The sequence below is a fragment of the Nocardia sp. NPDC050799 genome, from assembly GCF_040654015.1.
Lineage (GTDB): Bacteria > Actinomycetota > Actinomycetes > Mycobacteriales > Mycobacteriaceae > Nocardia.
Genome location: NZ_JBFAHF010000002.1, coordinates 288396 through 301279, shown reverse-complemented (window position 1 = coordinate 301279; position 12884 = coordinate 288396). Strand labels below are relative to the sequence as shown.

The window sequence follows — 12884 nt, the reverse complement described above, 5'->3', positions numbered from 1 at the left end:
CCTTGGTCGGTACCCCCGGCAGCGGAAGACAACCTGGTGTCGCCTCCCCTCCGACACGATGCTGCCAGACGCCCGCACCGACCGCCGAACGGAGCCCTATTTGCTTCGCGGGGCAGCGGATTCGGCGGCTTCGCCGTCCTTGTCCGGCACGGAATCATCGGATGACTCGGTCACGGTCGCCGCCGACTCCGCCTCGGCCGAACCGGAATCCGACTTCGCCTCCGCCGCATCGGAGTCCGCGGTGCCCGAATCGGTTCCCCCGGCTTCGCCGGCCGCTTCCTTTCCTGGCGCAGGCACGGAAGACGATGCGGCGGAATCGATTCCGGTGTCCTCGACCTCGTCCTTTCCGGTGTCCTCGGCCGCCTCGTCGGTGGTGCCCGCTGCCGTCGCCACCGAACCCGCCGCGCCGGCGGCCCCCACCGCACGCAATGCGCCCAGCTGCCACGGCCATGGCCGGGGAGCCGCGTCCGGGCTCAGCTGCTCGGGGGTTTCGCGACCCTTGGTCGCGAACAGGACGTAGGCGACCGCGGCGAGGAACACCAGACCGGAGGTGAACGAGTTGATCCGGATACCCGCGATCTGCGTGGCCTCGTCGTCACGCATGAGCTCGACGAAGAACCGGCCGAAGCAGTAACCGGCCACGTAGAGGGCGAACAGCCGGCCGTGGCCGATCCGGAAACGCCGGTCGATCAGCACCAGCGCGACCACCACCAGCACGTTCCAGATCAGCTCGTAGAGAAACGTGGGATGCACGATCGAATGCACCTCGCCGGAGGAGACACCGTTCATCATGTCGAGCCGGCCGGAATCGTCGAACCGGAGATAGATCTCCAGACCCCACGGCAGATCGGTTTCCCGGCCGTAGAGCTCCTGGTTGAAGTAGTTGCCGAGTCGTCCGATGGCCTGCGCCAGCAGAATCGCCGGGGCGACGGCGTCGCCGAGCGCGGGCAGCGGGATCTTGTAGATGCGGCAGGCGATCCAGGCACCGATGGCGCCGAAGAAGACCGCGCCCCAGATACCGAGCCCGCCCTGGTAGATCTTCAGCGCGTCCACCGGGTTGCCGTCGGCGCCGAAGTACTTCTGCCAGTCGGTGGCGACATGGTAGAGGCGTCCGCCGATGAGCCCGAACGGGACGGCGAAGACCGCGACATCCAGCACGGTGCCGGCTTCGCCACCGCGGGCCTGCCAGCGTTTCTCGCCCCACCAGATGGCGACGATGATCCCGATGATGATGCAGATCGCGTACGCCCGCAGCGGGAACGGCCCGATTTCCCAGACGCCCTGCGGCGGACTGGGGAGGTAGGCCAGTAGATCGGCGGCGTGCGGGACGGCGCCGCCGGGGGTTCCGGCGGTCGCGACGGTATCCGGTGCGGCGATAACGGTCACGGGGCAACCGTAGTCGAGCCGGTTATCCAGACAAGTACGGGCTCCACCCGTGTGTCACGGGCAGCACGCCGATCAGGACGCGACAGCCGCCGCGCGAACCCCGCCGGCCAGCTCGCCGGTCAGGGCGCGGACCGCGTCCAGGCCCTGCGCGGCCGCCGAGACGAGGGCGGACCCGACGATCACCCCGTCGGCGTAGGCGGCGATCTCGGCGGCCTGCGCGCCGGAGCGCACGCCCAGGCCCACACCGATCGGGATCTCGCTGTGCTCACGGATCCGGGCACACAGCGCGGGCGCCATGGTCGAGACGGCATCGCGGGCGCCGGTGACGCCCATGGTCGACGCGGCGTAGACGAAACCGGAACTGGCCTCGAGGGTGGACGCCAGACGTTCCTCGGTGGACGACGGGGCGACCAGGAAGATCCGGTCGAGGTGATGGGCGTCGGAGGCGGCGAACCAGTCGCCGGCCTCCTCCGGGATCAGGTTCGGGGTGATCAGCCCGGCACCGCCGGCCGCGGCCAGGTCGCGGGCGAAACGGTCCACACCGTACTTGAGCACCGGGTTCCAGTAGGTCATCACCACGGCCTGCGCACCCGCGCTCGTCACGGCCTCGACCACGGAGAACACATCGCGCACCCGGACCCCGCCGCGCAGCGCCTGATCGGCGGCGGCCTGAATGGTGGGCCCGTCCATCACCGGATCGGAGTAGGCGACGCCCACTTCGACGATATCGCAGCCGGATTCGACCATCGCGCGCACGACCTGGCGCGATCCGTCGAGGTCCGGGTATCCGGCGGGCAGATATCCGATGAGCGCGGCCCGGTTTTCGGCCCGGCAGGCGGCGAAGGTGGGGCCGAGTCGGGAATCGGAACTCACTGACCGTTCTCCTTGCCCGTGTCCGGATCGTCGAAGAGCCCGAACCAGCGGGCGGCGGTATCCATATCCTTGTCACCACGACCGGACAGGTTCACCAGGATGATCGCGCCCTCGCCGAGTTCCCGGCCGAGTTCGATCGCCCCGGCGACCGCGTGCGCCGATTCGATGGCCGGGATGATGCCCTCGGCGCGGCTCAGCAGCAGCAGGGCGTCCATCGCGGCGGTATCGGTGACCGGGAGATACTCGGCGCGGCCGATATCCTTCAGGAAGGCGTGCTCCGGGCCGACCCCGGGATAGTCCAGCCCGGCGGAGATGGAATGCGAGTCGATGGTCTGGCCGTCCTCGTCCTGCAGCAGGTACGAGTAGGCGCCCTGGAAGGCACCCGGCGAACCGCCGGCGAACGTGGCGGCGTGCCGTCCGGTCTCCACACCGTCACCGGCCGCCTCGTACCCGATCAGCCGGACGCCCGGGTCGTCGATGAAGGCGTGGAAGATCCCGATGGCGTTGGAGCCGCCGCCCACGCAGGCGGCCACCGCGTCGGGCAGGCGCCCGGTCAGGGACTGCACCTGGGCGCGGGCCTCCAGTCCGACGACCCGCTGGAAATCGCGGACCATCACCGGGAAGGGGTGGGGTCCGGCGGCGGTGCCGAAGCAGTAGTAGGTGTCGTCGGCATTGGTGACCCAGTCGCGCAGCGCCTCGTTGATGGCGTCCTTGAGCGTCTGCGAGCCCAGGGTCACCGAGACGACCTCGGCGCCGAGCAACCGCATCCGGGCCACGTTGAGCGCCTGCCGCGCGGTATCCACGGCCCCCATGTAGACGATGCATTTCATGCCCAGCAGCGCGCACGCGGTGGCGGTGGCGACACCGTGCTGTCCGGCGCCCGTTTCGGCGATGATCCGGGTCTTACCCATCCGCTTCGCGAGCAGCGCCTGGCCCAGCACATTGTTGATCTTGTGCGACCCGGTGTGGTTCAGGTCCTCCCGTTTGAGCAGGATCCGCGCGCCCCCGGCGTGCTCGGCCAGGTTCACACATTCGAAGACCGGCGACGGACGGCCGGTGTAGTCGCGCTGCAGCCGGTCCAGTTCGGCGAGGAAGTCCGGGTCCAGCCGCGACTTGTCGTATTCGGCGGTGACCTCCTCGATCACCGCCATCAGCGCCTCGGGCACATGCCGGCCGCCGTAGACGCCGAAGTGGCCGCCCTCATCGGGTTCGTGCTCGCTGCGCTGGGCCACTCCCCGGCTGGCGGCCGGCAGCGGAACACTGGTGGACGAAGGGCCGCCCGCGGACATCATCGCCCCCGCCGGGCCGGTTTGGGGCAGGACGGATGCGTGCCCGCGGTAACCAGTTCGGATACCGCCGCGCGCGGGTCGCCACTGGTGACCAGCCCCTCACCGACCAGTACCGCGTCCGCGCCGGCACCGGCGTAGGCGAGCAGATCGGCGGTGCCGCGGACCCCGGATTCGGCGATCCGGATGACCTCGGTGGGCAGGCCCGGGGCGATCCGGGAGAAGCAGTCCCGATCGACCTCGAGAGTTTTGAGGTTCCGGGCGTTGACACCGATGACCGTGGCGCCCGCGGTGAGCGCCCGATCGGCCTCCTCCTCGGTGTGCACCTCGACCAGCGCGGTCATCCCCAGCGATTCGGTGCGGTCGATGAGCGAGGCCAGGGTGTCCTGCTCCAGCGCCGCGACGATCAGCAGGATCACATCGGCGCCGTGCGCCCGGGCCTCGTGGATCTGGTAGGGACCGACAACGAAATCCTTGCGCAGCACCGGAATGTTCACGCTGGCCCGGACCGCGTCCAGATCGTCGAGCGATCCGTGGAACCGGCGGCCCTCGGTGAGCACGCTGATCACGCGCGCCCCACCGTCCTCGTAGGCCTTGGCGAGACTGGCCGGATCGATGATCTCGGCGAGTGCCCCCTTGGAGGGACTGGCCCGCTTCACTTCGGCGATCACGCCGATACCGTCTTCGAGAAGCGCGGCCTTCGCATCGAGCGGCGGGGCCGCGGCGGCGGCCGCTGCCTTCACTGCCGGGAAGTCCAGCACCGCTTCCCGAGCGGCTACATCCGAGCGGACCCCGTCGAGAATCGAGTCGAGTACCGTCATCTGGCTCGAATCCTTTCTGGGGAGACGCGAGTTATTGCCTGCGGGATTCCCCCAGGCGATGTCTCACCGATGCTGAACAAGAGTAAATGGAAGCGCGCGGCACCGTGACGCCGGGGGCGGATCACACCGCCCCGGCCGACCTGCTAAGGGGCGTCGCCGGATTCCTTCGAATCCGCTTTTCCGGCCGTACCCGGCCGGTTCTTGCCGTCTCCGGGTGCGCCGGGATTGTTTTCCGGTTCCTCGGAATGGGTATCGCGCGTGTCCGGTGTGTCGCCCGGCGCCGCCGCCTCCGTGGCCGCGGGATCGGTCGGGTCGGCACCGGCGTCGAGGGCATCCCACAGCACCCGTTCCGGCAGCGGGCCGCCCGCCGTACTTTCCTGGACCGCGCGCGTCGCCGCGGCCTTGCGGGTGGCGGGGGCGTCGTATTTGCCGGAGAGCTGTTTCGCACCGGCCGGCATCCGGGCCAGCAGCAGTCCGGCGCCCAACGCCGCCACCGCCCCGGCCAGCGCGAGCACGGCGGCGCCCGGTGCTGTCACCAGCTCCTGTACCTGCGCCCGGCCGGGCAGTTCGGCCAGCGCCGCCGCCCGCTGCTCGGTGGCCCCGGACCCGGTGAGCAGCGCCAGCGCCGGAACGGCGGTCACTGCGGCGATCAACGCCACCAGGACCCCCACCAGCCGGCGCACCCACCCGCGGGTCGCCAGGACCGCCGCGATCGCGGCCAGCAGCACCAGCGCCAGCGGTGTCAGCGCGCCGAACCAGACGCCACCGTTCAGTTCGTCGGTACGCGGCTCGGTGAGCCCGTCCGCCGAGGTGACGGTGACCCAGGTCAACCGCGAGGACCCCCACAGCGCGGCCGCGGCCACGGCGAGCAATCCGATCGCAGGCACCGGGTACCGGCTGCCCGGGGCGGGTCCGGCCGGCTCGGCGGCGGGCAGTTCCTCGTCGCCCCAGTCGAGGGGCCCCGGCCGGGTCGCGCCGGAATCGGCACCGCCCGGGGCCGCACCACGGGTGTCGTCGGACCCGGACCCGGAGTCGGCGGCCGGATCGCCGGGCGCCGTCATACGCCGCCGCCGGGCACCGCGGCGGCGGATGCGCGATCCCCGTCCCGGCGCGGGTCGGCGTCGGTGCCCTCATCGAAGGCACGCACCGTTTCGGCAGCGGCCACCGCGCGCAGTACGGCCATCGCCTTGTTACGGGATTCGGTGTCCTCGTATTCGGCCTCGGAGTCGGCCACCACACCGGCGCCGGCCTGCACGTAGGCGATACCGTCCTTGAGCAGCGCGGTACGGATGGCGATCGCGGTATCGGCGTCGCCGGCGAAATCGAGGTAGCCGACCACCCCGCCGTACACGCCGCGCCGGGTGGGCTCGAGCTCTTCGATCAACTGCATGGCGCGGACCTTGGGTGCCCCGGAGAGCGTGCCCGCCGGGAAACACGCGCGCACCGCGTCCAGGGCGATCTTGCCCGGGGCGAGCCGTCCGGTGACCGTGGAGACCAGGTGCATCACATGGCTGTACCGCTCGACGTGCCGGTATTCGGTGACGCGCACCGTCCCGGGGACGCACACCCGGCCGAGATCGTTACGGCCGAGGTCGACCAGCATGAGATGTTCGGCGTTCTCCTTCTCGTCGGCCAGCAGGCCCTTCTCGAGCAGCAGATCGTCCTCTTCCGTGGCGCCGCGCCACCGGGTCCCCGCGATCGGATGCGTGGTCGCGACCCCGTCCTGCACCGCCACCAGCGCCTCCGGGCTGGACCCGACGATGGAGAACGCGGTGTTGCCGTCCCCGTCCGGAATATGCAGCAGGAACATGTAGGGGCTCGGGTTGGCCGCGCGCAGCATCCGGTACAGATCGATCGGCGCGCCGCCGTAGTCCATCTCGAAGCGCTGCGACAGCACCACCTGGAACGCCTCACCGGCTTCGATCTCGGAGACCAGGCGGCGCACGCCGGCACCGAACTCGTTCGGGGTACGGGCCCGCCGGAACTGCGGTTCGGGCTGATCGAACACCGAGACCGTGGAAGGTGCGGGCGCGCCGAGGGCGGCGGTCATCCGGTCCAGCCGGGCGACCGCGTCGTCGTAGGCCGCGTCGACGTTCTCGGAGGTGCCGTTCCAGTTCACCGCATTGGCGATCAGGGTGATCGCGCCCTCGTGATGATCGAACGCGGCCAGGTCCGTGGCCAGCAACAGCACCATCTCCGGCAGCCGCAGATCGTCGAGCGCGTGCTCGGGCAGCCGTTCCATCCGGCGCACCGCGTCGTAGCCGAGGTAACCGACCATGCCGCCGGTGAGCGGCGGCAAACCGGGCAGCCGTTCGGTGCGCAGGAGTTCCAGGGTCTCGTGCAGCGCCGCGAGCGGATCGCCGCCCGAGGGCGCCCCCGCCGGAGTGGCGCCGAGCCAGGTGGCGGCGCCGTCCACGACGGTGAGCGCGGACGGGCTGCCCGCGCCGATGAACGACCAGCGCGACCACGATCGGCCGTTCTCCGCGGATTCGAACAGGAAAGTGCCCGCGCGGTCACCGGCCAGTTTGCGGTAGGCCGACAGCGGAGTCTCCGAATCCGCAAGCACCTTCCGGGTCACGGGAACGACCCGGTGTTCGGCGGCGAGTTCGAGGAATCGTTCGCGGGAAGTAGTCGCGGGAGTGGGCACGCCGTGCATTTGCCCTATCATTCCAGTTCTGTTCCGAGCCGTCACGACGCACCCCGTGCGACCCGCCGTCACAGGTACTGTCCCGGTATGAAGATCGGCTCGCTCGCGCCCTCGTTCGAACTCCCGGATCAGAGCGGCACGCCCCGCTCCCTGGACTCCCTGCTGGCCGACGGGCCACTCGTCCTGTTCTTCTACCCGGCCGCGAACACCCCGGTGTGCACCGCCGAGGCCTGCCACTTCCGCGATCTCACCGCCGAATTCGCCGCGCTCGGCGCCGGTTGCGCCGGGATCAGTGCCGACGCGGTGGACGTGCAGGCCGGTTTCGCGGGATCGCAGCGGCTGGAATATCCACTGCTCTCCGACGCCGACGGCATGGTCGCCGCGGAATACGGAGTGAAACGCGGCCTGCTGGGCAAGCTGATGCCGGTGAAGCGCAATACCTTCGTGATCGGTACCGACCGCCGGATCCTGACCGTGATCAGCAGTGAACTGCGCGCGAATGTGCACGCCGACAAGGCGCTGGAGTTCCTCCGCGGCCGCACCGTCGCCTGATCCGCCGCGGGGCCCACCCGGGCCCTGTGAATGAACTCACCTTCGTTTCCGAGATGCCACACGACCGAGCGAAGTCGTGGCAAACTCTCCATAGCCGAGCGACCACTGCCGCAATCGTCGCCGGGGTGGAAAGAAGGCGGACAAGTGACGGATTGGCTGAACCCGGTCGAAGGACGCGCCTGGCGCGCGGTGGTCGCACTGTTGAACCGTTTGCCGGGGGCTCTGGACACCGATCTGCAGCGAGAATCCGGTGTCACTCATTTCGAGTTCTGGGTGCTCACCCTGCTCTCGGAGGCGCCGGACCGGCGGCTGCAGATGAGCGAACTCGCGCAAAGAGCTAACTCATCGCTATCCAGGTTGTCGCATGTGGTGTCCAAGCTCGAGCGCATGGGGTGGGCGACCCGCACGGCGGCCACCGGGCGGCGCGGTGTGCTGGCCCTGCTCACCGACGAGGGCCAGCAGAAGGTCGTGGAGGCAGCGCCCGGTTATATGGACGTCGTGCGCCGGTTGGTGTTCGAGGGCCTGGACGCCGACCAGACCGCGGCCCTGGCCGATGTGGGCGAAACCCTCACCACCCATCTGGGGGCGGTACTGGGGCGGTCCGGTCAGTCCACCGCCTCGGATTCGCGGCGCTGACCCGGCGGCCTACTCTTCGGCCAGCAGTACATCGGTGTCGAAGCACGTATGGGTACCGGTATGGCAGGCCGCGCCCTCCTGGTCGACGATCAGCAGCACGGTGTCACCGTCACAGTCCAGCCGCACCTCGTGCACGTACTGGGTGTGCCCGGAGGTCTCGCCCTTCACCCAGTACTGCTGCCGGGACCGTGAATAGTAGGTGGCACGGCGGGTGGCCAGGGTGCGCGCCAGCGCCTGGTCGTCCATCCAGGCCATCATCAGCACGTCGCCGGTACCGCGTTCCTGCGCGACGGCGGCCACCAGCCCGGCCTCGTTGCGCTTGAGCCGGGCGGCGATCGCCGGATCGAGGATCCGATCCATCACCGCACCACCAGGTCCGCCGCACGCATGGCGTCCTTCACCTGCGGGATGGTCAGATCGCCGAAATGGAACACGCTCGCGGCGAGCACGGCGTCCGCGCCGGCCTGCACGGCCGGGGCGAAATGCTCCACCGCACCCGCGCCACCCGAGGCGATGACCGGGATCGAGACCGCCGCCCGCACCGCGCCGATCATCCGCAGATCGAAACCGGCCTTGGTGCCGTCGGCGTCCATCGAATTGAGCAGGATCTCCCCCACCCCGAGTTCGGCGCCGCGGATCGCCCATTCGACCGCGTCGATTCCGGTGCCGCGCCGCCCGCCGTGCGTGGTGACCTCCCATCCCGATGGGGTGGCCGGCTCCCCGTCGGGCACGGTCCGGGCGTCCACCGACAGCACGATGCACTGCGACCCGAATCGCTGCGACATCTCGTGCAGCACCTCGGGTCGCGCGATGGCGGCGGTGTTCACCGAGACCTTGTCGGCTCCCGCGCGCAGCAGCCGGTCCACATCCTCGACGGTGCGGACCCCGCCGCCGACGGTGAGCGGGATGAAGATCTGCTCGGCGGTGCGGGTCACCACGTCGAGCATGGTGCCGCGGTCGCCACTGGAGGCGGTGACGTCGAGGAAGGTGAGTTCGTCGGCGCCCTGGGCGTCGTAGGCCGCCGCCAGTTCCACCGGGTCACCGGCATCCCGCAGGTTCTGGAAGTTCACACCCTTGACCACCCGCCCGGAATCGACGTCCAGGCAAGGAATCACCCGAGTAGCAAGCATGGGTTCCTCATCGAAGTCGGTACATGCGATCCGCGGGGGCCGCAGCGAAGGCGAAGGTATCGCAGTATCGCATCATGGATTCTCCTCCTCGCCGCGCGGATCGGCCGTATCCACCCGGTCGGAGACGGGGGTGTACCCGCTGCCCCGGGTCGCGGCGATCATATCCAGCAGTTCGGCGTGCACGCCCGGCGCGGCCGCCAGCACCGAACCGGATTCGATGGTCCAGTCCACGCCCTCGAGGTCGGTGACCACGCCACCCGCGCACCGCACCATGAGCGCACCGGCCGCGTTGTCCCACGGGTGGTGCCCGAAGACGATCGCCCCGCCCAGCGTGCCCTCGGCCGTGAAGGCCAGGTCGATACCGGTGGATCCGTGCATCCGCACCCGCGAGGACAGCGCACTCAACGTGCCGAGGACCCGATGCCGGAACAGCCCCGGTACCCGCCCGGAGGATTCGATATTGAAGGCCCCGAACCCGATCATCGCCTCGTCGAGCACGGCGGGGGCCAGCGGCGGCTGCGGCTTACCGTCGAGCAGCAGCGGGCCGCCCGCGACCGCCGCGTACCGGCGGCCCAGCGGCGGGAACCACGCCAGGCCCAGTACCGGCTCCCCGTCGCGGACCAGCGCCAGCAGGGTGCCGGTGAGTGGGTGGCCGTTCGAATAGTTGAAGGTGCCGTCGATGGGATCCAGCACCCACGCGGTACCGCTGGTGAGCGCGGGCCCACCGAACTCCTCGCCGTGCACCTCGATCCCGGTCCGGTCGACGAGCCGGGCGGAAATGGTGCGTTCGAGTTCCAGATCCAGTTCGGTCGCGAAATCCCGCGACCCCTTGGCCACCGCACTGGGCGCGCCCCGGCCCTCGAGGAAACGGCCGCTCACCCCGTCGAGAATTTCGGCGGCGGTGGCCAGCAGAGTGGCCAGTTCGCTGTCTGTTCCGGTCATCGTCTCGGCCCCCGGTCGTCGCGGTTCAACGGACGGCGGCCAGCGCCTCGGGGAGGGTGAACCGGCCAGCGTACAAGGCCTTGCCCACGATCGCTCCCTCCACACCGTCGGGCACCAGGTCGGCAATCGCGGTGAGGTCGGCCAGGGCGGACACCCCGCCGGAGGCGATCACCGGCGCGTCGGTGGCCATGCACACCTCGCGCAGCAGGTCCAGGTTCGGTCCGGTGAGGGTGCCGTCCTTGGTGACATCGGTGACGACGTACCGGGAGCAGCCGTCGCGTTCCAGACGTTCGAGTACCTCCCACAGGTCGCCGCCGTCGCTGACCCAGCCGCGCCCGCGCAACCGGTACTCCCCGTCGACCTTCTGCACATCCAGTCCGACCGCGACCCGCTCGCCGTACTCCGCGATCGCCCGTGCACACCACTGCGGGTCCTCGAGGGCGGCGGTGCCGAGGTTGACCCGGGCGCAACCGGTGGCCATCGCGGCCTTCAGCGATTCGTCGTCCCGGATCCCGCCGGACAGTTCGACGGCGACATCGAGTTCGCCGACCACCCGGGCGAGCAGTTCACGATTGGAGCCACGACCGAACGCGGCGTCCAGATCGACCAGATGGACCCATTCGGCGCCGTCCTCCTGCCACGCCAGAGCCGCGTCGCGGGGCGAACCGTAACTGGTTTCGCTGCCCGCCGCGCCCTGTACCAGGCGGACGGCCTCTCCATTGGCGACATCGACAGCGGGCAGCAGCACAAGACTCACTCGGAACAGCCTAGTAGGTGGCGCCCGGCACGACCCATCCGCAGTCCGCGCACAGCCGGGCCGGAACTGTCGGCGTCCGGTTAGCGCGGTGTTCGCCGGTCGCCCCGGCACACCCTCCGGCCCGCGCGCAGCACCCGGCGGCCGCCCGCTAAGGTGACATCACCCACTGGGGCGGTCGAGGTGCCCGCTACACTCGTCCCGAACGCGTGAGTGGTCAAGGACGCGGCATGTCACGATTTCGAGAAGGTTCGGAGTAGGCGCCATCGATACCGGTCAGTTGATCGCGGATCACTACCGCCTGGTCGAGCAGATTGGTAGCGGCGGCACAGGCGTGGTCTGGCGTGCCGTCGACGAGCGTCTGCAACGGTCGGTGGCGATCAAGCAGATCCACATCAAACCCAGTCTGCCGCCCGCGGAGCGCGATGTGCTCCGGCAGCGAGCGACCCGGGAGGCCCGCAACGCGGCCCGGTTCCAGCATCCGAATGCCATCGTGGTCTTCGACATCACCGAGCACGGCGGCGATCCGTGCCTGGTGATGGAGTACATGAAATCCCGCAGCCTGGCACAGGTGCTGTCGGCACAGGGACCGCTACCGCTACCGCAGGTCGCCCGGATCGGCGAACAGGTGGCCTCGGCGCTCATCGCGGCGCACCAGGCCGGCCTCGTGCACCGTGATGTGAAACCGGGCAATGTGCTGCTCGACGATCACGGCACCGTGAAGATCACCGATTTCGGTATCTCCCGGGCCACCGGCGATGTCACGCTCACCGAAACCGGCCTGATCTGCGGAACCGCCGCGTATCTCGCGCCGGAGGTGGCGCGCGGCGCCGATCCGACCCCGGCCGCGGACGTCTTCGCACTCGGCGCCACGCTCTTCCACGCGCTGGAGGGTGAACCGCCGTTCGGGTCCGGTAATCCGCTCAAAGTGCTCTACGCGGCGGCCAACGGCCAGGTGAGCGAACCGCAGAACGCGGGTCCCGCCACCGATTTCGTGCTGGATCTGCTCAGTTCGGATCCACAGGACCGGCCGACCATGCGCGAGGCCCGGGAAGCACTGTCCCGGTTCGCCGGATTCGAGAACGCGGCGGCCGAGCACGGCGGTTTCGTACCGGCGCGCGAAGCCTTCGACCGCAACGGCCACGGCGGCAACGGCCACGGCGGCGCCGCCGTCAGCACGATGGAATCGCCGGCGCCCGGCCGCTACGGCGCCCCGGCCGAGGAGCCCCGGCCGCGGCGCCGGCCGGAATCGCGGTCGGCGGGACGCAACGGGGAGGAGGCGCGGCCGCCGCGCCGGCCGGCGAACCATCCCCCCACGAGCACCCAGCCGGTCGCGCGGAAATCGGGCGGTAACGGCGGGGTCAAACGCGCGGTGGTCATCGGCGGTATCGCCGGGGCCGCGGTCGTCGGCGGGGTGCTGTTCTTCAACTCCTCCGATTCGGGTGACAGCGGTTCGGCACAGGCGGACACCACGACCAGCGCCACCGTCTCGAACTCGCCCGATACCCCGGCCGCCAGCAGTCCCACGGTCGGTTCCACGGCCAGCACCGGTTCGGTCGAATGGGTGCAGGCCGGACAGTTGATCGAGCAGTTCTATCTGGATCCCGCCGGGTCCTGGTCGCTGCTGACCCCCGCCGCCCAGCAGGTGTACGGCAGCCAGCAGGAGTTCCAGCAGTACTGGTCGACCCGGACCGTGCAGAATTTCAGCCGGATCGAGGCGTACAAGGGCAACAACCCCGACGGTTCGGTGGATATGCGGGTGAACAACCTCAGTTACGGCGGTCAGACCCGTACGCCGACCCTGCGGATCATCAGCTCCGGCGGCAGTTTGCTGATCGACAGCGATACCCGCTGACC

At 69.9% G+C, this 12884-nt stretch carries 13 protein-coding genes; 3 read left to right on the top strand and 10 right to left on the bottom strand.

Going from position 1 to position 12884, the window contains the following annotated elements; genetic code table 11:
- Positions 1-96 precede the first annotated feature (96 nt).
- The 6 genes from lgt to AB0H42_RS04005 all read right to left on the bottom strand — a co-directional run bounded on the left by lgt (position 97) and on the right by AB0H42_RS04005 (position 7022).
- Positions 97-1308, bottom strand: coding sequence for a prolipoprotein diacylglyceryl transferase (lgt, locus tag AB0H42_RS04030; RefSeq protein WP_357049590.1), 1212 nt, complete (start codon positions 1306-1308; stop codon positions 97-99).
- Positions 1309-1458: 150 nt separating this feature from the next.
- Positions 1459-2259, bottom strand: a complete 801-nt coding sequence (gene trpA, locus AB0H42_RS04025) for a tryptophan synthase subunit alpha (protein WP_357049420.1) — start codon at positions 2257-2259, stop codon at positions 1459-1461.
- Entirely contained in the window at positions 2256-3548 is a 1293-nt protein-coding gene (trpB, locus tag AB0H42_RS04020; RefSeq protein ID WP_357049417.1) for a tryptophan synthase subunit beta, read from the bottom strand. Before trpB ends, trpA begins: the two co-directional genes overlap by 4 nt.
- A complete protein-coding gene (gene trpC / locus AB0H42_RS04015) occupies positions 3548-4366 on the bottom strand; it encodes an indole-3-glycerol phosphate synthase TrpC (RefSeq protein WP_030523755.1) in 819 nt (272 codons plus the stop codon). The genes trpB and trpC overlap by 1 nt, the downstream gene beginning before the upstream one ends.
- Before the next feature lie 143 nt (positions 4367-4509).
- Entirely contained in the window at positions 4510-5427 is a 918-nt protein-coding gene (locus AB0H42_RS04010; protein WP_357049414.1) for a TIGR02234 family membrane protein, read from the bottom strand.
- Positions 5424-7022, bottom strand: a complete 1599-nt coding sequence (locus tag AB0H42_RS04005) for an anthranilate synthase component I (RefSeq protein WP_357049411.1) — start codon at positions 7020-7022, stop codon at positions 5424-5426. Before AB0H42_RS04005 ends, AB0H42_RS04010 begins: the two co-directional genes overlap by 4 nt.
- Positions 7023-7100: 78 nt before the next feature.
- Here AB0H42_RS04005 and AB0H42_RS04000 point away from each other — a divergent pair, with 78 nt between their 5' ends.
- Together AB0H42_RS04000 and AB0H42_RS03995 are read left to right on the top strand one after the other, a co-directional pair.
- Entirely contained in the window at positions 7101-7565 is a 465-nt protein-coding gene (locus tag AB0H42_RS04000; RefSeq protein ID WP_357049408.1) for a peroxiredoxin, read from the top strand.
- 144 nt (positions 7566-7709) lie between these two features.
- Entirely contained in the window at positions 7710-8201 is a 492-nt protein-coding gene (locus tag AB0H42_RS03995) for a MarR family transcriptional regulator (protein ID WP_357049405.1), read from the top strand.
- Between the two features lie 9 nt (positions 8202-8210).
- On the opposite strand, the gene hisI is transcribed toward AB0H42_RS03995, so the two are convergent.
- The 4 genes from hisI to priA all read right to left on the bottom strand — a co-directional run bounded on the left by hisI (position 8211) and on the right by priA (position 11030).
- Positions 8211-8561 (bottom strand): phosphoribosyl-AMP cyclohydrolase, encoded by a 351-nt coding sequence (gene hisI, locus AB0H42_RS03990; protein ID WP_357049402.1) that lies wholly within the window; start codon positions 8559-8561, stop codon positions 8211-8213.
- The gene (gene hisF, locus AB0H42_RS03985; protein WP_030523761.1) at positions 8561-9331 is read right to left on the bottom strand and encodes an imidazole glycerol phosphate synthase subunit HisF; all 771 of its coding nucleotides are present in this window, start codon (positions 9329-9331) and stop codon (positions 8561-8563) included. The genes hisI and hisF overlap by 1 nt, the downstream gene beginning before the upstream one ends.
- Positions 9332-9403: 72 nt before the next feature.
- On the bottom strand, positions 9404-10273 hold the full coding sequence (locus AB0H42_RS03980) for an inositol monophosphatase family protein (RefSeq protein ID WP_357049399.1): 870 nt from the start codon (positions 10271-10273) through the stop codon (positions 9404-9406).
- Between the two features lie 25 nt (positions 10274-10298).
- Positions 10299-11030: a bifunctional 1-(5-phosphoribosyl)-5-((5-phosphoribosylamino)methylideneamino)imidazole-4-carboxamide isomerase/phosphoribosylanthranilate isomerase PriA gene (gene priA, locus AB0H42_RS03975; protein ID WP_063127443.1), complete on the bottom strand. Its 732-nt coding sequence runs from the start codon at positions 11028-11030 to the stop codon at positions 10299-10301.
- 277 nt (positions 11031-11307) lie between these two features.
- Here priA and AB0H42_RS03970 point away from each other — a divergent pair, with 277 nt between their 5' ends.
- Positions 11308-12882, top strand: a complete 1575-nt coding sequence (locus AB0H42_RS03970; protein WP_357049396.1) for a serine/threonine-protein kinase — start codon at positions 11308-11310, stop codon at positions 12880-12882.
- Positions 12883-12884 lie beyond the last annotated feature (2 nt).

What these genes read in the sequence shown, in the direction of transcription:
- trpB (WP_357049417.1), bottom strand. Translation starts at nt 3,548, where the DNA reads ATGTCCGCGGGCGGCCCTTCGTCCACCAGTGTTCCGCTGCCGGCCGCC.
- trpC (WP_030523755.1), bottom strand. Translation starts at nt 4,366, where the DNA reads ATGACGGTACTCGACTCGATTCTCGACGGGGTCCGCTCGGATGTAGCC.
- AB0H42_RS04010 (WP_357049414.1), bottom strand. Translation starts at nt 5,427, where the DNA reads ATGACGGCGCCCGGCGATCCGGCCGCCGACTCCGGGTCCGGGTCCGAC.
- AB0H42_RS04005 (WP_357049411.1), bottom strand. Translation starts at nt 7,022, where the DNA reads ATGCACGGCGTGCCCACTCCCGCGACTACTTCCCGCGAACGATTCCTC.
- AB0H42_RS04000 (WP_357049408.1), top strand. Translation starts at nt 7,101, where the DNA reads ATGAAGATCGGCTCGCTCGCGCCCTCGTTCGAACTCCCGGATCAGAGC.
- hisI (WP_357049402.1), bottom strand. Translation starts at nt 8,561, where the DNA reads ATGGATCGGATCCTCGATCCGGCGATCGCCGCCCGGCTCAAGCGCAAC.
- hisF (WP_030523761.1), bottom strand. Translation starts at nt 9,331, where the DNA reads ATGCTTGCTACTCGGGTGATTCCTTGCCTGGACGTCGATTCCGGGCGG.
- AB0H42_RS03980 (WP_357049399.1), bottom strand. Translation starts at nt 10,273, where the DNA reads ATGACCGGAACAGACAGCGAACTGGCCACTCTGCTGGCCACCGCCGCC.